The sequence below is a fragment of the Cupriavidus sp. GW822-FHT02D05 genome, assembly GCF_058802485.1.
Genome location: NZ_JBXAOE010000016.1, coordinates 196,148 through 212,165, shown reverse-complemented (window position 1 = coordinate 212,165; position 16,018 = coordinate 196,148). Strand labels below are relative to the sequence as shown.

Genomic DNA, 16,018 nt, shown 5'->3' with positions numbered 1-16,018 from the left:
GGTCTTGCGGTCGGCCAGCGCGGCGAGCTGGCCGACCGCGATGAACTGCCTGACCTGGAAGAACATCACCAGCACGGTGACCATGCCGGCGATCGCGATCCCGGCGCGCAAGCGGTCGTGATAGCTGGCAAGGGCCGCATCGCTGCTGATGCCTGCCAGCACCGCGAGATTGCGCCCGGGCAAGCGCTGGATAGCGTAGATACGGCGAACGCCATCCAACCCGCCAACGGCTGTGATGAGGCTGTCCTGCGCGCTGGCCAGCACCCCGCGCAACGCGGAGCCGGGCATCAGCACCTGACCCGGCTGGCTGCTTTCCTGGCTCCAGCGCGCGCGCACCACGAAGTCGTCCGTGCCCGCCAGCAGCACGGTGCCGGACTCCCCCAGGCCCGCCTTGGCGTAGACCCTCGACAGGTAGCCGGGGTCGAGCGACACCACCACCACGCCCGAGAAGCGGCCATCCTTGGCGCCCACGATGCCCCGGGACAATGGCATGGACCAGTGGCCGCTGACACGCCCGACAAGGGGCATGCCGACATACAGCGACGGCAGCGCGCGGCTCTCGTGCACGCGGAAATACTGGCGGTCGCTCAGGTCCGCCGACTCGAAGCCCGCGCTGGTGGATGCGCGCAGCCTGCCGGCGCGGTCGAGCACGGATACTTCGAGAAAGGGGGCGACGGCAAGGTAGCCGCCACGCTTCCATTGCGCCAGCGGCAGCGCGGGCCCGCGCTCCACCACGGCGCCACCAACGAGCGATGCGATCTGGTCGGCCTCGGCCAGCGTGCGCTCGGCGTGCTCGCCGAGCAGCCCGGCCACGCGGGCCAGGCCGGCATGCACGTGCCGCAATTCGGCCGCGCGGTCCCATAGCCCCAAGCCGGCGAGCGCGCACCAGATGCAGGCCACGATGACAATGCCTGACCAGAACGGGCGTCTCGCGGAGCGATGCGCACCTGCCAATACCTGTCGGTAGATTTCCAGCCTCATGGGAAAGCTACCAAAAAACGAATATATTGTTCATCACAGCCGTGAATCGCAGCCTTCGATACTAGTCAGCGCGTGCGTGCGCCCCGCGCACCCCCCGGGTGCCGCTGCCTGAAGGCAGCCTGCTTGCGGCAAAACTTCACAGTATGATCTATTCGGCTGCGCCAGTCCGCTCGCACTGGCCCATCGCCCCGGGATATCCGGCGTAGCCGGCCAGGTGCATCGCGAAGCGTTAACTTCAACGGTTCAGCGAGGCTTTATCATAATTGCGTGTTTTCCTGGCATTAAGTTGCGCTTAGGCAGCTTTCCGAAGAATAATGAAAACAATACGATACGTAACGCCGCAGCCTCGCCCGGCGCGCGTTGCGTCAGTTGAAGAGGCCATATGACCGATCTGCGCTTTTATTCCACCAGGACCGCTGCCGAGATGCTGGGCGTCTCCCTGCGCACGGTCCAGCTCTGGGTCGAAAATGGCCGGCTGCCCGCGTGGAAGACTGACGGCGGACATCGCAGGATCCCGGCCGATTCGGTCGACCGCATGGTGGCCGACCAGCGCAGCCAGACCGCCGCACCCACGACAGCGGCAGCCGCCCCGGCGGGAAGGGCGTTTCGCGTACTGCTGGTGGAAGACGACGAGCACCTGCTGCAGATTTACCGCATGGCGCTGGAAACCCTCAACCCGTCGGTCGAAATACTCGAGGCCACGAACGGATACGACGGCCTGCTGCTCATTGGCAGCAGCAAACCCGACCTTGTCCTCCTGGATCTGATCATGCCTGGCATCGATGGCTTCCGCCTGTGCAGGACCATCGACGCGCAGCAGGAGTTTGCCGCCACACGCATCGTCGTGGTGACCTCGCTGGACAAGCATGCCATTGCGGACCGCGGCGGTATTCCCGGGCATATCCGTGTCTTTTCCAAGCCAATCCCGATGTCCGTGCTGCAGTCGCTGGTGGTGACCTTGCAGGTCGGCCCTGGCACGCCAGCCTAGGATTTGGGCAGGCGCAATGGCGGGATTCAGCGTCGCCATTGTATATCATTTTTTTCAAATACCATGATGCACCGGGTTTCATATTTACGCGCATCGCGTGCGGTAAAGGGCGGTCTGCTTCTGCCCTAGCCACACTCCCCCTCCCGGAGATCCCCCATGTCTATGCATGAACAACACCTGCGGGAAGCTGTACGCCTGGCACACGCCAATCGCGCACGCGGCGGCCGCCCCTTTGGCGCGGTGCTCACGCTCGATGGCGAGCAGGTGGCGACCGGCGTCAACGACATCGTGCACAGCTTCGACCCCACCACGCACGCGGAGATGCAGGCCATCCGCGCCGCGTGCCGCAAGCTCGGCCGGCCGAGCCTCAAGGGTGCCGTGGTGTACGCCAGCGGCCATCCGTGCCCGATGTGCCTGGCCGCGTTGATCATGACCGGCGTGCAGGCGGTGTACTACGCCTTCGACAATGCCGACGCCGCGCCCTACGGGCTTTCGAGCGAGGCCGCCTACCAGGCGCTGCGCCTGCCGCTGGATCCGCCGCCGCTGCCGCTCACCCGCCTGCCGGCAGGGATGACAGCAGCGCAACTGTATGGGGCATAGGGCGAAAGCCATGCGCAAAAACGGGCCGCAAATGCAAAGCGTACCCGTTTCTGCGTGATCCACAGAACCCGCTCCGTACCCGTTTCTGCGTGATTTTCAGCAGGCCGGAACAGGGGGCGTACCCGTTTCTGCGTGGTGCAAAGCGCCTGGGTGCCAGCCCCGGTCAGTAGGTTTTGTAGGGCAGGAACTTGCCCGACATCTCGATCTTCACGCGATCGCCATTCGGATCGGCCTCGCGCTGCAGGTCCATGCGGAAATCGATCGCGCTCATGATGCCGTCTCCAAACTCTTCATGGATCAGCGCCTTGAAGGTCGTCCCGTAGATGCTGACCAGTTCATAGAAGCGGTAGATCAGCGGATCGCTCGGCACGGGAGTGGGCAGCGAGCCCTTGTATGGCACGGTGCGCAGCCACGGCTCGGCCTCCGGCGGCAAGCCGAAGATCTCCATCACGGCCTGCGCGCCGGGCGCGTCGAAGGCCATCTGGCCCAGGCACGCGGCGGTCGTCCACTCCTTGCTCTTGCCGACCTTCTCGGCCACATCGGACCACCTGATGCCTTTGGTGACCTTGGCTTCGATGATCAGGTCGGTGATATCGCTGCGATTCATTTGTGCTCCTCTGGTTTCTGGATTGGCTTTGGGGGGACTTTTGGGGGGACGGATGCCAAGACGGGGCGGCACTAGCGCCGGACGATGTCAGGGAAGCCCGTCCAGCCGCGTGCAAACCGCGGTGCGCGCGTTGTCGTATCGCACCAGCGCGGCAAAGGACGTAGCACCCGGCACGAGGGCCTGCAGCGCCAACACGACAAGAAGGATCGGCATCGCACCTCCGCAGGTTCACGCGCACTAGATGGTGACGCGTCCGGCACGCCTCAGGCACACATCAGGCAATGTCACCGCGTGCCAGTGTGGATCGGTGCGCGCATCACCAGAATGACCACGCGTGCGCCCTCCGTGACAAAGCGCTCCGCGCAAGGTTCATGCCACTGCGCGGGACACTGGACGCCTCGCCAGGTGGTGCCTGCAAGCGCAGGCGCTACGCACAGGCGCACCAAGGCCGCTGCGGCGCACGCACTGCCGCGGTGAATCACGCCGCGCGTGCGCACCTGGCATTGCACCCTCGCCCCCAAGCGGTGCAGCGCGGCGGGTGGAATCCTGCCGCACGCCGTGCATCGCGTCGCGCCGCACGTGGCACAGCCATTGCTTGCATACAAGATCGCATACAAGCAGGGCACAACGGCCGCAGCCTGAGACCCGCGAATTCCCGGAGAAACGCCATGACCCAATTTTGCGACGAGACGCTGGCGCACTACGCCCGCAGCGCGCTCAAGCTGCACGGGCTGGAGCTGCCCAAGGACGCCGAGACGCGCGTGATCGAACAATTCCTGCGCGTGGCCGCGATAGCAGCGCCCATGCTGGCGCACCCGCTGGATGCGCACGATGAGCCAGCTCCGGTGTACCGGCCATGAGCGCGCGCGATCCCGTGTTCGAATCCGCGCTGGCGATCCGCAGTGACATCGACACCGGCGCGCGCAGCGCGCTGGATGTGGCCACCGCCACGCTCGCGCGCATCGAGGCCTGCGACCCGCTGCTGCACGCCTTCACCGCCGTGACGCGCGAGCGCGCGCTGGGCGAGGCGCGCCGCGTCGATGCGCTGCGCGCCCAGGGCGCGCGGCTGCCGCCGCTGGCGGGCGTGCCCTATGCAGTGAAGAATCTGTTCGACGTGGCGGACCTCACCACGCTGGCGGGCTCTCGCGTGCTGGCCGGCACCGCACCGGCCCGGCGCGACGCGGTGCTGGTTTCGCGCATGCGCGAGGCGGGCGCGCTGCTGGTGGGCACGCTCAACATGGACGAGTTCGCCTACGGCTTCACCACCGAGAACGCGCATCGGGGCACCTGCCGCAATCCGCACGACCTGGCCCGCGTGGCGGGCGGCTCCTCCGGCGGCAGCGCGGCGGCGGTGGCCGCGGGCCTGGTGCCGTTGTCGCTCGGCTCGGACACCAATGGCTCGATCCGCGTGCCGGCCGCGCTCACCGGCATCTTCGGGCTCAAGCCCACCTATGGGCGGCTGTCCCGCCGCGGCAGCTATCCGTTCGTGCACAGCCTGGACCACGTCGGCCCCTTCGCGCGCTCGGTGGCGGACCTCGCGGCGGCCTACGATATGCTGCAGTTCGCCGACACCCGGGATCCGGCCTGTGCGCGCCGCCCGCTCGAAGCGGTCAGCGGCCAGGCGCCCAGGCGCGTGCGCGCGGCACGCCTGGGCGGCTACTTCGATGACATGGCCGGCCCCGATGCGCGCGCCGCCGCGCAGCGCGTGGCCGACGCGCTCGAAGCCACGGACGTGATCCATCTGCCGGGCGCGGCGGCCGCGCGCTCGGCCGCCTTCGTCATCACCGGCACCGAGGGCGGGCACCTGCACCGCGAGCATCTGCGGCACCAGTACGCGCAGATGGAGCCGCTCTCGCGCGACCGCCTGGCCGCCGGACTGGTGCTGCCGGCCGCGTGGTATGTGCGCGCACAGCAAGTGCGCGCGGCCTTTCGCCAGGAACTGCTCGACGCCTTCACGCGCACCGAGCTGCTGATCGCCCCGGCCACGCCGGTGGCTGCGCCGCTGGCCGGGCAGGAGAGCATCGACATCAACGGCCAGGTGCTGCCGGCGCGCGCCAGCCTGGGCCTGCTGACCCAGCCCATCTCGTGCATCGGCCTGCCAGTGCTCACTGTGCCGCTGGCAGGCCCCGCCGGCTTGCCGCTAGGCGTGCAACTGATCGCGCCGCCGTGGCGCGAGGACCTGGCCTTTGCGGCCGCCCAGGCGCTGGAGGCCGTAGGCGTGGCGGCATGCCCGCGGCCATCCGCATTGCTCGCGCGGGCCGCGGCATGAGCGGCGCCGAGGTCCGTGTGGTCTCGCGCGCCGAAGCGGTCTACGCGCAGCTGCGCGACGACATCTTCGAGTTCCGGATGCTTCCCGGCGACCGCTTCACCGAAGGCGAGATCGCCCAGCGCCTGGGCGTGTCGCGCACGCCGGTGCGCGAGGCGCTGCTGCGGCTGCAATCCGACGCGCTGGTGCAGGTGTATTTCCGCAGCGGCTGGGAGGTGGTGCCACTGGATTTCACACGCTTCGACGAGCTCTACGAACTGCGCAAGCTGATCGAGGTCAACGCCGTGCGCATGCTTTGCACGCACGCCACACCCACGGTGGATCACGGCGCGCTGGCCCAGCTTGCGCAGTTCTGGCAGGTGCCGCGGGACGCGCGCCTGGACGACGGCCGCCTGGTGGCGCAACACGATGAGGCCTTTCACGCGGCACTGGTAGCGGCGGCGGGCAATCGCGAAATCGCCAGCGTGCACCGTCAGGTGACCGAGCGCATCCGCATCATCCGCCGGCTCGATTTCACCTACGCCGCGCGCGTGACCGCCACCTACGACGAGCACGCCGCCATCCTGCGCGAGATCCAGCGCCAGCGCACGGAGCAGGCCGTTTTGCTGCTGTCCAGCCATATTGAAGAAAGCCGCGCCGAAGTGCGCAAGATCACGCTGCACCGCTTGCAGACGATACGCACCGACGGCGCGCGCGCACGCGCCTGACATGCACCGAGATAGCACCGCATAGGCGCGGCACTCCCCGGCGTCTCCCGATTTTGTCCCTCCACTCCTTTCGTCGCGAGATCAACATGACCGATTCACGCTTCAACCCACGCCGCCGCCTCGCCCTGCGCCAGAGCCTTGCCGCCGGCGCGATGCTGGCCGCGCCTGCCATCGTGCGCGCGCAGGCGCCGAAGATCCGCCTGGGCTTCTGGCCGATCGCCGGCGGCATCCCGCTGTACGCGGGCATCGAGACGGGGCTGTTCAAGCGGGCCGGCCTGGAGGTGGAGGCCGTGAAGTTCGCCAGCGCGCAGCAGGTGGTGGAAGCCATGATCGCCGGGCGCATCGAGGGCTCGGCCAACGGCACGGCTTCCGCGGCGCTAGGCCTGGGCGAGATCACCTCGCCCGGCCTGTGCAAGATCTTTGCCGCCAACCCGTCCAACGCTACGCTGCTGCTCGATGAAATCCTGGTGGCCAAGGACAGCCCCTTCAAGACCCTGGCCGAGCTCAAGGGCAAGCGCATCGGCTGCGGCCCCGGCATCCAGAACGTGACGCTGGCCAAGGTGATCTTCGAGAAGAACGGCTACGCCGACGTCAAACCCGTCGAGTTGCCGGTAGGCCAGCACGTGGCCGCACTCGCCGCGGGCCAGCTCGACGCGGTCTACACGCTGGAACCCACCGGCACCGTGGGCCGCCTCAACGGCACCTGCCGCGCGCTGGAGTACGGCGTGATCTCGCGCTACGTGCTGGGCAACGCCAGCCTGCCGTGGTTTGGCGGCTCGGCTTCGCTGACCTCGGCCTTCCTCTCGTCCAGCCCTGAGTTGTCGAAACGCTTTATCGCCGCCTACGGCCAGGCCATCGACATGGTGCGCAAGGACCCCGTCAAGGTGCGCCCCTTCCTGAAGGGCTACACCAGCATCGACGACCAGCTGGCCAGGGAAGTGCCGCTGCCCGGCTTCACGCTCTACAACGAGTTCAAGCCGGCCGATATCGAGGCCTTCCAGAAATTCTTCGACGTCTTCCACGACCGCAAGTTGTTTGCCCGCCGGGTGCCGGTGGCGGACATGCTCTACCGGGGCTGACATGCGTGCATCCAACCTGGCGCCGCGGCTGCTGCCGCTGATCGGCCCACTGGCGCTGCTGGCGCTGTGGCAAGCAGCGGTGTCGGCCAAATGGGTCAACCCGGTGCTGCTGCCATCGCCGGCGGCAACGCTCGGGGTACTGTTCACAAGCGTTGCCGACGGGTCCATCAACGCGGACCTGCTGGCCACCGTGTCGCGCACCTTCTACGCCTTTGCGATCGCCGCGGTGATCGGCGTGCCGCTGGGCGTGGCGCTGGGCAGCTCGGTCCCGGCCTATCGCAGCGTGGAATTCCTGATCGACTTCTTCCGCTCCACGCCGTCATCCGCGCTGATCCCGCTGTTCATGCTGCTGTTCGGCCTGTCGGATGCGAACAAGATCGCCATTGCCGCCTTCGCGGCGGTGCTGCTGATCCTGTTCAACAGTGCGTATGGCGTGATGAACGCCAGGAAGACGCGCGTGCTGGCGGTGCAGGCCATGGGCGTATCGAAGTGGCACGTGTTCAAGGACGTGCTGCTGATGGAGAGCCTGCCGCAGACCTTTGTCGGGCTGCGCACCGGCGTGTCGATGTCGCTGGTGATCGTGATCGTGGCGGAGATGTTCATCGGCTCGGACACAGGCCTTGGCCACCGCATCATCGATGCGCAGCAGGTCTTCAATATCCGCAGCATGTACGCCGCCATCCTGGTCACCGGCGCGCTTGGCTACGTGCTCAACCTGGCCTTCTTCATGCTGGAGAAGCGCTTTGTCCACTGGAGCGGCAAATGAGAGTCCTGCAATCGGGCGCCGGCGTGGCCGACGCGCCGCCGCCATCGGCGCTGGTGGCCGCTCCGGCCGGGCGCGAGGTCCATGTCACCATCCGCGGCCTGTCCAAGGCCTTCGGCGGCGTGCCGCTGTACCAGCATCTCGACCTGGACCTGCCGCGCGGCAAGATCGTCTCGATCTTCGGGCCCAATGGCTGCGGCAAGTCGACGCTGATCAACATGGTGGCCGGCCTGCTGCCGTTCGACCGGGGCGAGGTACTGTTCGATGGCAAGACGCTGCGCCAGACCGTGATCGGCTACGTCTTCCAGAACTACCGGGACGCCCTGCTGCCGTGGATCTCCGCGCGCGACAACGTGGCCTACCCGCTGCGCCGCAAAGGCATGCCGGAGGCACAGGCCAAGGCCCGCACCGAGGAGCTGCTGCGCACCTTCGACGTGCGCTTCGACGTCAACCGCTTTCCCTATGAGCTCTCGGGCGGGCAGCAGCAGCTGATCTGCATCATGCGCGCGCTGGCGCCGCGGCCCGAGGTGCTGTTCCTCGACGAACCCTTTTCTGCGTTGGATTTCGAGACCACCCTGTTCATTCGCGACAAGCTCCAGGAGGTGCAACTGGCGGAGGGCACCACCATGGTGATCGTCTCGCACGACCTGGAAGACGCAGTCTTCCTGGCCGACCGCATCCTGCTGCTGACGCGCCGGCCCACGCGCGTGGCCGAGGCGATCGACTTCGACATGCCGCGCCCGCGCGATGCGCAGGCGGTGGCCGATCCGCGCTTCATCGCCACCCGCGCGCATGCGCTGGCAGTGTTCCAGCGCGAGGTGCGGGCACGCTGAGACGCGTGCAAACGGGCCGCTGCACAGGCAAATCTTTGCGAGAGTTATTTCCGATGTAACGCCACATTACGGGACCGGCCACGGTCCCGTTTTCTTTTCGAGGCTGCGGCCGGCCCCGCGCCATCACCCGTGCGCCCAATGCCGGCAAGGCCTGGCGGGTGACGTGCAAGGGCCCGGAAAGCCTCGCCAAAGGTGAAGCCGAGGCCCTTGAAAGTGTGATTGCGCCTTACAAGTGCAAGCACACCGGCGCGGGCCCGATGGCTACAGTGAGGCCATGTTCAACGCGAAGCCAGTCACGGAGTCCCCAACATGAAACGCGCCATCGCCCTCGTTGTCCTGCTCTGCTCCGCAGCGTCCCTGCTGTCCGCCTGCATCGTGGTGCCCCCGCGTGGCGGCCCGCCGCCGTACCGTTACCACGACCGCTATTGAGCGGCTGCAGGTAACACGCACGCGCCGCCCCCGAAATCCAATGCATCGCTCGCACCCCTGGAGTTGAACCATGAAACGCCAACTGCTGCTCGCCCTCACTACCCTTGCCGCCGGCGCCGCGCTTGGCCTGATCTCGCCGGCCCAGGCCCAGGCCTATCCCCCGGGCTACCACGGCAGCCCGCACATGCGCCCCGCGCCGCCCCCGCCGCGCTATGAACCGCGCCCGCCGGGCCGCCCTGGCCAGGCATGGGTGCCGGGACACTGGAACGCCAACGGCGGCAGCTATGCCTGGCGCGGCGGCTACTGGCAGCGCGAACGCCCGGGTCACCGCTATGTGCCCGAGCGCTGGGTGCAAAGCCCGCACGGCGGCTGGGTGATGCGGCCCGGCTACTGGACCCGCTAAACCGGCCGAGCCGTCCCGGCAAGGTAGCCACGTACGCCGTCCCGCCTTGCGCGCGGACGGCGTTTTTTTTGTGCTTGCATAGCGCACCCGTCACGCCGCGCCAGCGCGCCATCGAGTGTGTGCTAGCCAACAGTCCCCCCTGTGGCCCGGCATTACAGTCACTTCACTACCCGTCACCCGGCTCGCCACGAACGCGAGCCAGGCTTCGTGCTGCGTGAAGGAGACATGCCATGGCAGACGACAAGCAGATCGTACCGGTCATCCTGTGTGGCGGAGCGGGCTCGCGGCTGTGGCCGTTGTCGCGCGACGGCTATCCCAAGCAGTTCCTGCGCCTGCTCGGACAAGACTCGCTGCTGCAGGACACCCTGTTGCGGGTGCGGGAGATTCCCGGTGCGCAAGCCCCAATCCTGGTCAGCAACGAAGCGCACCGTTTCGTGGTGGCCGAGCAAGCGCGGGAGGCTGGCTGCGCGTTGTCCGCCATCGTGCTCGAGCCGCATCCGCGCAATACCGCGCCCGCCGCGGCGGTGGCCGCGCTGCAAGCGCGCAGCGGCGGCGCGGACCCGGTGCTGCTGGTGCTGCCTTCCGATCACCTGATCCGCGACCGCGCCGCCTTCACGCAGACCGTGTGCCAGGCCAGCGCCGTGGCCGCAACGGGCGTGGTGGTGACGCTGGGCGTGGTGCCCACGTTTGCCGCCACCGGCTACGGCTATATCAAGGCAGTGCCCAGCAATACGGCCGACTTGCTGTCGGTCGCGCGCTTCGTCGAGAAGCCCTCGCTGGAAATGGCCACCGGCTACCTGCAGGAAGGCAACTGCTTCTGGAACAGCGGCATTTTCCTGTTCCGCGCCTCCGTCTATCTCGCCGCGCTGGAGCGGTTCGCCCCCGACATCCTGCTGGCCGCGCAGGAAGCGATGGTGCGCGGCCACCGCGACCTGGACTTCTTCCGGCTCGACACGGACGCCTTCGCCGCCTGCCGCTCCGACTCGATCGACTACGCCGTGATGGAGCACCTGCGTGACGCGCAAATGGCCCCGCTGTCCGCCGACTGGAGCGACGTGGGCTCCTGGGATGCGGTCTGGAAGGCCGCAGAGAAGACCGCCGATGGCAACGTGGCCATCGGCGACGTGGTCACGCACCACGCGCGGGGCTGCCTCGTCCACGCCTCGCACCGAATGGTGGCGGTCGCCGGCCTGGACGACGTGATGGTGGTGGAAACGCCAGACGTGGTGCTGGTGGTCCACAAGGATCACTGCCAGGACGTGAAGCAACTGGTGGAAACGGTACGCGCCCAGGGCCGCCCCGAGGCCACCCAGCATCGCAAGGTCTACCGGCCCTGGGGCGCCTACGACGCGGTGGACCACGGTACGCGCTACCAGGTCAAGCGCATCACGGTCAAACCCGGCGCCAAGCTCTCGCTGCAACTGCATCACCACCGTGCCGAGCACTGGGTGGTGGTTTCCGGCACGGCGCGCGTGCGCCGCGGAGACGTCGAGTACCTGCTGACCGAAGACCAATCCACCTATATCCCGATCGGCGAGGCGCACAGCCTTGAAAACCCCGGCCGGATCCCGCTCGAACTGATCGAGATCCAGTCCGGCTCTTACCTTGGCGAAGACGACATCATCCGGATGGCAGATATCTATGGGCGCACATGATCTCGAACCCTTCGGCCGGCTTGCGACCACCGAGCTGCAGCCCGAAGCCAGCGGCAACACCGGCAGCGGCGGGGCGCAACGCCCGCGCCGCGCGCTGATCACTGGCATCACCGGCCAGGACGGCGCCTACCTGTGTGAGCTGCTGATTGCCAAAGGCTACGAGGTGCACGGCATCAAGCGCCGCAGTTCGCTGTTCAACACCGAGCGCATCGACCACCTGTACCAGGATCCGCAAGCGTCCAGGCGCAGCCTGATCCTGCATCACGGCGACATGACCGACACCGCCAGCCTGGTGCGGGTGGTACAGCAATCACAACCTGACGAAATCTACAACCTGGCGGCGCAAAGCCACGTGCAGGTGTCGTTCGAGGAACCGGAATACACCGCCAACACGGATGCGCTGGGCACGCTGCGCCTGCTCGAAGCCGTGCGCATCCTTGGCCTGGAGAAGCAAACGCGCTTCTACCAGGCGTCCACATCCGAGCTGTACGGCCTGGTGCAGGCAACACCGCAGAAGGAGACCACGCCGTTCTACCCGCGCAGCCCCTATGCAGCCGCCAAGTTGTACGCCTACTGGATCACGGTGAACTATCGCGAGGCCTACGGCATGTATGCCTGCAACGGCATCCTGTTCAACCACGAGAGCCCGGTGCGCGGCGAGACCTTTGTCACGCGCAAGACCACGCGGGCGATGGCGCGCATCGTGCTGGGGCTGCAGGACACGCTCTATCTCGGCAACCTGTCGGCCCTGCGCGACTGGGGCCACGCGCGCGACTACGTGGAAATGCAGTGGCTGATGCTGCAGCAGGACAAAGCCGAGGACTATGTGATCGCCAGCGGCGAGCAGCACAGCGTGCGCGAGTTCGTGCAGCTGGCCGCCCTGGAGCTCGGCATCGCGGTGCGCTTCGAGGGCGAAGGCGCCGGCGAGGTGGGCGTGGTGGCGCACGTTGATGCCGCCACCTGCCCGGTGGCAGCGCGCTGCAAGCCAGGCGACACGATTGTGCGGGTGGACCCGCGCTACTTCCGACCGACCGAAGTCGAGACGTTGCTGGGCGACGCCAGCAAGGCGCGCGAACAGCTGGGCTGGTCGCCGCGCACGAGCTTCGGGGCGCTGGTGCGGGAAATGATGGAAGCGGACTTTGCCGCGGCGCGGCGCGATGCGTTCGTCAAGCTGGCTGGCTTCCGGGCCTATGACCATCATGAGTGACGCCGGCACCGCAGTGTCAAGCGACCCCACGCCGTCATCCGCATCCTTGCCAGCGCGGCAATCACGGGTGTTCGTGGCGGGCCACCGCGGCATGGTCGGCTCGGCCATCGTGCGTGCGCTGGACGCGCGTGGCCAGGCCGACATCATCACGCGCGGCCACACCGAGCTCGACCTCACCGACCAGCAGCAGGTGCGCGCGTTCTTCGCCACCCAGGGCATCGACACGGTCTACCTGGCAGCCGCGCGCGTAGGCGGCATCCACGCCAACCACACTTTTCCCGCCGAGTTCATCCAGCAGAACCTGATGATCGCGGCCATCGTCATCCACGAAGCCTGGCGCGCGGGCGTGAAGCGCCTGCTATTCCTCGGATCGAGCTGCATCTACCCGAAGTTCGCACCCCAGCCCATCAGCGAGGCCGCGCTGCTTACCGGGCCGCTGGAGCCCACCAACGCCCCCTACGCCCTGGCCAAGATCGCAGGCATTGCGCTGTGCGAGAGCTACAACCGCCAGTACGGCACCGACTACCGCAGCGTGATGCCGACCAACCTCTACGGCCCGGGCGACAACTATCACCCCGACAACAGCCACGTGATACCGGGCCTGCTGCGGCGCTTCCACGAAGCCGGCATGGCCCACGCCCAGCACGTGCCGGTGTGGGGCAGCGGCACGCCGCTGCGCGAGTTCCTCTACGCGGACGACCTGGCCGCGGCATGCCTGCATGTGATGGCGCTGGCCGAGGACGTGTACCGCCAGACCGCGCCGGCCGGATTCCTGAACGTGGGCAGCAGCGAGGAAGTCAGCGTGCGCGAACTGGCGGGGCTGGTGGCGCAGACCGTGGGCTTTCGCGGCGACATCGTCTTCGACAGCGGCAAGCCCGACGGCACACCGCGCAAGCGGCTCGACTGCACGGCCCTTGCCGCCACCGGCTGGCAACCGGCCGTGGCGCTGCGCGACGGCCTGCGCCTGGCCTACCTGGATGCACTGCAGAGCGGAAGGCTGGCACATGGCACAGCACCGGCACAACACGTGGAGACCTGACATGAAACCCCTGCTCCGCCATCCCGACAAGCGCGCGCGGCCTCAGGCCACTGCGTCCGCAACGTCGGCTACCTCGGCAACCTCGGCCGCCAGCGGCGCGGCAGCGAGTCCCGGTGCGCTCTGGCCCGGACAGGTCATCTTTCCCACGGGCAGCGCGGAAGCGGGCCTGTGGCGGCGCTGCCTGCAGCAGATGCGCGCCATCTCGCTCAGTCCCGGCGCGCTGGTGGTGCTGGCGGGCCAGAGCCGGCTGGAGAACTGGGCCATGCTGCTGGCCAGCATGGCGCTGGGGCGGCGACGCGCGGCCTTCTTCCACGGGGCCGCCTTTGCCAGCGTGCCTGGGCGAGTTGGCGCGCTGGCAGACGCGGTATTGCTGCGCCATTGCCAGGGCGTATTCGTCGGCAGCGAGCGCGGCTGCGCGCGCGCCATTGCCGCCGACGTTCCCCCGCGCAAGATCTTTGCCTGCCGCCCGCCAGCCGTGCTGCCGGACGGCTTCGATGCTGCCGCCGAACGGCGCGAGCGGGTCGAGCACGCTGCACCGCCGCATGCGCCGCATTTCCTGCATGTTGGCGCCCTCACGCACGATCCGGCCCTGGTGCTGCTGCTCTATGCCTTTGCCGGCGCGCGGCAGGCGTGGCCGGCGGCCACGCTATCGCTGGTGGGTACGGGCCGCGCTTATGGCCGGCTGCGCACCATGGCCGACGCGCTCGGGCTGGGGCCGTCGGTACGCTTCCTGGGCGCGATGGCGCCGGCCGACTTCGCCGTGGAGTACCGCAAGGCGAGCTGCCTGGTGCTGCCAGATGCCGCGCAGCGCTGGCATCCGCTGGTACGCGAGGCACTGAGCTACGGCTGCCCGGTGGTGGTGAGCGTGAATAACGACGACGCCGGCGAACTGATACGCGACGGCGTCACCGGCCTGTATTTCAAGGCGGGCGACGCCGGTGCGCTGGCCAGGTGCCTGGTGCAGGTGCCCACGCGTTTTGCGGATGCCGCCGCCACCGCCGAGCGCTGCCAGGCCGCCGCGCTGGAGGACTCTCCCGCCTCCGCGGGCAGGGCCATGGCGGCTGGCTGCGTGCGGATCATGGCCGCGGACTAGACGCACGCCGCAGCGGGCGCGACAGCTGCGTACCCCATACAGAGCATCGACGCCACTGACGCTACGGTTGCCATGAAGATACTCATGTACTGCCTGAACTATGCGCCCGAGCTGACCGGCATCGGCAAGTACACCTGCGAGCAGGCCGAGTGGCTGGCCGCGCGCGGCCATGAGGTGCGGGTAGTCACCGCGCCGCCGTACTATCCGGCGTGGCGCGTGGGCGAGGGCTATCGCGCGTGGCAATACAGCCGCGAGCGGCGGCGCTGGGTGGAGGTGTATCGCGCGCCGCTGTGGGTACCGCGCAAGCCGGGCGGCATCACGCGGCTGCTGCACCTGGCGAGCTTTGCCGTATCCAGCCTGCCCAGCCTGATGGCCCAGTTGCGCTGGCGCCCGGATGTGCTGTTCGTGGTGGAGCCTCCCCTGATGTGCGCGCCGGCCGCTTTGCTGTTCGCACACTGGAGCGGCTGCAAGACCTGGCTGCATGTGCAGGACTATGAGGTCGACGCGGCTTTTGCGCTGGGGCTGCTCCGCCGGCCCTGGCTGCGCCGCGTGGCGCGGCGCGTGGAGCATCAGTTGATGACGCGTTTTGACCGGGTCTCGTCGATCTCGCAGGCCATGGTCTCTCTGGCGCGTGGCAAGGGCACGGAGCCTGAGCGCGCGGCCTTGCTGCTCAACTGGGTCAACCTGTGGGAAATCGGCGCCGGCAGCGCCATGCTGGCGCGCCGCACGCTGGGCATTCCAGCTGATGCCGTGGTGGCGCTGTACTCAGGCAATATGGGCGCCAAGCAGGGGCTGGATGTCATGGCCGATGCCGCCCGCCTGCTCGATGGCCATGAACGCCTGCACTTCATCTTCTGCGGCGACGGCGCCGGGCGCCCCGCGCTGGAGGCCGCCTGCGCGGGGCTGCCACAGGTGCGCTTCCTGTCCCTGCAGCCCGCCGCCATGTTTGCCTCGCTGCTGGCCGCGGCCGACATTCACCTGCTGCCACAACGCGCCGGCGCCGCCGACCTGGTCATGCCCTCGAAGCTGACCGGCATGCTGGCCAGCGCTCGCCCGGTGGTCGCCACCGCGGAGCCGGACACGGAGCTTGGCCGCGTGGTTGCGCAATGCGGCGTGCTGGTGCCGCCTGGCGACGCGGCCGCGCTGGCCGCCGCCATCGACATGCTGGCTGCGCAGCCCGCCCTGCGCGCGCACCTGGGCGGCGCCGGCCGGCGCTGGGCCGAGCAGCACCTGGACCTCGACATGGTGCTGGGCGAATTGGAGAAGGCGCTGTTCGCGCTGATCAGGCACCAGCCCGCCGGCGCGCCCAGCACCGCCGGGGTCGGCAGCGAATAGCACACGCCACCGTTCAGGCATTCAGACGTTCAG

General features: G+C 68.2%; 16 protein-coding genes and 1 pseudogene. 14 read left to right on the top strand and 3 right to left on the bottom strand.

Going from position 1 to position 16,018, the window contains the following annotated elements; translation table 11 throughout:
• Positions 1-981 (bottom strand): annotated as a pseudogene (locus tag AC1RQK_RS22235) (ATP-binding protein); the annotation flags it as partial.
• 382 nt (positions 982-1,363) lie between these two features.
• On the opposite strand from AC1RQK_RS22235, the gene AC1RQK_RS22230 reads away from it, so the two are divergent.
• Together AC1RQK_RS22230 and AC1RQK_RS22225 are read left to right on the top strand one after the other, a co-directional pair.
• Positions 1,364-1,969, top strand: a complete 606-nt coding sequence (locus tag AC1RQK_RS22230) for a response regulator (RefSeq protein WP_174425785.1) — start codon at positions 1,364-1,366, stop codon at positions 1,967-1,969.
• A 156-nt stretch (positions 1,970-2,125) separates the two neighbouring features.
• Positions 2,126-2,569 (top strand): nucleoside deaminase, encoded by a 444-nt coding sequence (locus AC1RQK_RS22225; protein ID WP_492371870.1) that lies wholly within the window; start codon positions 2,126-2,128, stop codon positions 2,567-2,569.
• Positions 2,570-2,732: 163 nt separating this feature from the next.
• Here the strand turns inward: AC1RQK_RS22225 and cynS are convergent, their stop codons facing one another.
• A complete protein-coding gene (gene cynS, locus AC1RQK_RS22220) occupies positions 2,733-3,176 on the bottom strand; it encodes a cyanase (protein WP_492371871.1) in 444 nt (147 codons plus the stop codon).
• A gap of 87 nt (positions 3,177-3,263) precedes the next feature.
• On the bottom strand, positions 3,264-3,389 hold the full coding sequence (locus AC1RQK_RS22215; protein ID WP_492371872.1) for a hypothetical protein: 126 nt from the start codon (positions 3,387-3,389) through the stop codon (positions 3,264-3,266).
• Positions 3,390-3,844: 455 nt separating this feature from the next.
• Here AC1RQK_RS22215 and AC1RQK_RS22210 point away from each other — a divergent pair, with 455 nt between their 5' ends.
• From AC1RQK_RS22210 to AC1RQK_RS22155, 12 genes are all read left to right on the top strand, one after another.
• Positions 3,845-4,036 carry a DUF4089 domain-containing protein gene (locus AC1RQK_RS22210; RefSeq protein ID WP_492371873.1) on the top strand — a complete coding sequence of 64 codons (192 nt, stop codon included), beginning with the start codon at positions 3,845-3,847 and terminating at the stop codon, positions 4,034-4,036.
• Positions 4,033-5,445: an AtzE family amidohydrolase gene (locus tag AC1RQK_RS22205; protein WP_492811170.1), complete on the top strand. Its 1,413-nt coding sequence runs from the start codon at positions 4,033-4,035 to the stop codon at positions 5,443-5,445. Before AC1RQK_RS22210 ends, AC1RQK_RS22205 begins: the two co-directional genes overlap by 4 nt.
• A complete protein-coding gene (locus tag AC1RQK_RS22200; RefSeq protein WP_492811168.1) occupies positions 5,403-6,149 on the top strand; it encodes a GntR family transcriptional regulator in 747 nt (248 codons plus the stop codon). Before AC1RQK_RS22205 ends, AC1RQK_RS22200 begins: the two co-directional genes overlap by 43 nt.
• 86 nt (positions 6,150-6,235) lie before the next feature.
• A complete protein-coding gene (locus AC1RQK_RS22195) occupies positions 6,236-7,228 on the top strand; it encodes an ABC transporter substrate-binding protein (RefSeq protein WP_492371875.1) in 993 nt (330 codons plus the stop codon).
• A gap of 1 nt (position 7,229) precedes the next feature.
• Positions 7,230-7,994 (top strand): ABC transporter permease, encoded by a 765-nt coding sequence (locus tag AC1RQK_RS22190; protein ID WP_492371876.1) that lies wholly within the window; start codon positions 7,230-7,232, stop codon positions 7,992-7,994.
• Complete coding sequence (locus tag AC1RQK_RS22185) at positions 7,991-8,824, top strand: ABC transporter ATP-binding protein (RefSeq protein WP_492371877.1); 834 nt, start codon at positions 7,991-7,993, stop codon at positions 8,822-8,824. Before AC1RQK_RS22190 ends, AC1RQK_RS22185 begins: the two co-directional genes overlap by 4 nt.
• Before the next feature lie 499 nt (positions 8,825-9,323).
• Positions 9,324-9,656: a hypothetical protein gene (locus AC1RQK_RS22180; RefSeq protein WP_492371878.1), complete on the top strand. Its 333-nt coding sequence runs from the start codon at positions 9,324-9,326 to the stop codon at positions 9,654-9,656.
• Between the two features lie 230 nt (positions 9,657-9,886).
• Positions 9,887-11,311 carry a mannose-1-phosphate guanylyltransferase/mannose-6-phosphate isomerase gene (locus tag AC1RQK_RS22175; RefSeq protein ID WP_492371879.1) on the top strand — a complete coding sequence of 475 codons (1,425 nt, stop codon included), beginning with the start codon at positions 9,887-9,889 and terminating at the stop codon, positions 11,309-11,311.
• Positions 11,298-12,518 carry a GDP-mannose 4,6-dehydratase gene (gene gmd, locus AC1RQK_RS22170; protein ID WP_492371880.1) on the top strand — a complete coding sequence of 407 codons (1,221 nt, stop codon included), beginning with the start codon at positions 11,298-11,300 and terminating at the stop codon, positions 12,516-12,518. Before AC1RQK_RS22175 ends, gmd begins: the two co-directional genes overlap by 14 nt.
• Positions 12,511-13,557, top strand: a complete 1,047-nt coding sequence (locus AC1RQK_RS22165; protein WP_492811186.1) for a GDP-L-fucose synthase family protein — start codon at positions 12,511-12,513, stop codon at positions 13,555-13,557. Before gmd ends, AC1RQK_RS22165 begins: the two co-directional genes overlap by 8 nt.
• 1 nt (position 13,558) lies before the next feature.
• A complete protein-coding gene (locus tag AC1RQK_RS22160) occupies positions 13,559-14,650 on the top strand; it encodes a glycosyltransferase (protein WP_492811164.1) in 1,092 nt (363 codons plus the stop codon).
• 72 nt (positions 14,651-14,722) lie between these two features.
• Complete coding sequence (locus AC1RQK_RS22155) at positions 14,723-15,985, top strand: glycosyltransferase WbuB (protein WP_492811162.1); 1,263 nt, start codon at positions 14,723-14,725, stop codon at positions 15,983-15,985.
• Positions 15,986-16,018 lie beyond the last annotated feature (33 nt).

Bases quoted from the DNA above. Each gene is read 5' to 3' on its own strand.
- AC1RQK_RS22230 (WP_174425785.1), top strand. From the start codon at position 1,364: ATGACCGATCTGCGCTTTTATTCCACCAGGACCGCTGCCGAGATGCTG.
- AC1RQK_RS22225 (WP_492371870.1), top strand. From the start codon at position 2,126: ATGTCTATGCATGAACAACACCTGCGGGAAGCTGTACGCCTGGCACAC.
- cynS (WP_492371871.1), bottom strand. From the start codon at position 3,176: ATGAATCGCAGCGATATCACCGACCTGATCATCGAAGCCAAGGTCACC.
- AC1RQK_RS22215 (WP_492371872.1), bottom strand. From the start codon at position 3,389: ATGCCGATCCTTCTTGTCGTGTTGGCGCTGCAGGCCCTCGTGCCGGGT.
- AC1RQK_RS22210 (WP_492371873.1), top strand. From the start codon at position 3,845: ATGACCCAATTTTGCGACGAGACGCTGGCGCACTACGCCCGCAGCGCG.
- AC1RQK_RS22205 (WP_492811170.1), top strand. From the start codon at position 4,033: ATGAGCGCGCGCGATCCCGTGTTCGAATCCGCGCTGGCGATCCGCAGT.
- AC1RQK_RS22200 (WP_492811168.1), top strand. From the start codon at position 5,403: ATGCCCGCGGCCATCCGCATTGCTCGCGCGGGCCGCGGCATGAGCGGC.
- AC1RQK_RS22195 (WP_492371875.1), top strand. From the start codon at position 6,236: ATGACCGATTCACGCTTCAACCCACGCCGCCGCCTCGCCCTGCGCCAG.
- AC1RQK_RS22190 (WP_492371876.1), top strand. From the start codon at position 7,230: ATGCGTGCATCCAACCTGGCGCCGCGGCTGCTGCCGCTGATCGGCCCA.
- AC1RQK_RS22185 (WP_492371877.1), top strand. From the start codon at position 7,991: ATGAGAGTCCTGCAATCGGGCGCCGGCGTGGCCGACGCGCCGCCGCCA.
- AC1RQK_RS22180 (WP_492371878.1), top strand. From the start codon at position 9,324: ATGAAACGCCAACTGCTGCTCGCCCTCACTACCCTTGCCGCCGGCGCC.
- AC1RQK_RS22175 (WP_492371879.1), top strand. From the start codon at position 9,887: ATGGCAGACGACAAGCAGATCGTACCGGTCATCCTGTGTGGCGGAGCG.
- gmd (WP_492371880.1), top strand. From the start codon at position 11,298: ATGGGCGCACATGATCTCGAACCCTTCGGCCGGCTTGCGACCACCGAG.
- AC1RQK_RS22165 (WP_492811186.1), top strand. From the start codon at position 12,511: ATGAGTGACGCCGGCACCGCAGTGTCAAGCGACCCCACGCCGTCATCC.
- AC1RQK_RS22160 (WP_492811164.1), top strand. From the start codon at position 13,559: ATGAAACCCCTGCTCCGCCATCCCGACAAGCGCGCGCGGCCTCAGGCC.
- AC1RQK_RS22155 (WP_492811162.1), top strand. From the start codon at position 14,723: ATGAAGATACTCATGTACTGCCTGAACTATGCGCCCGAGCTGACCGGC.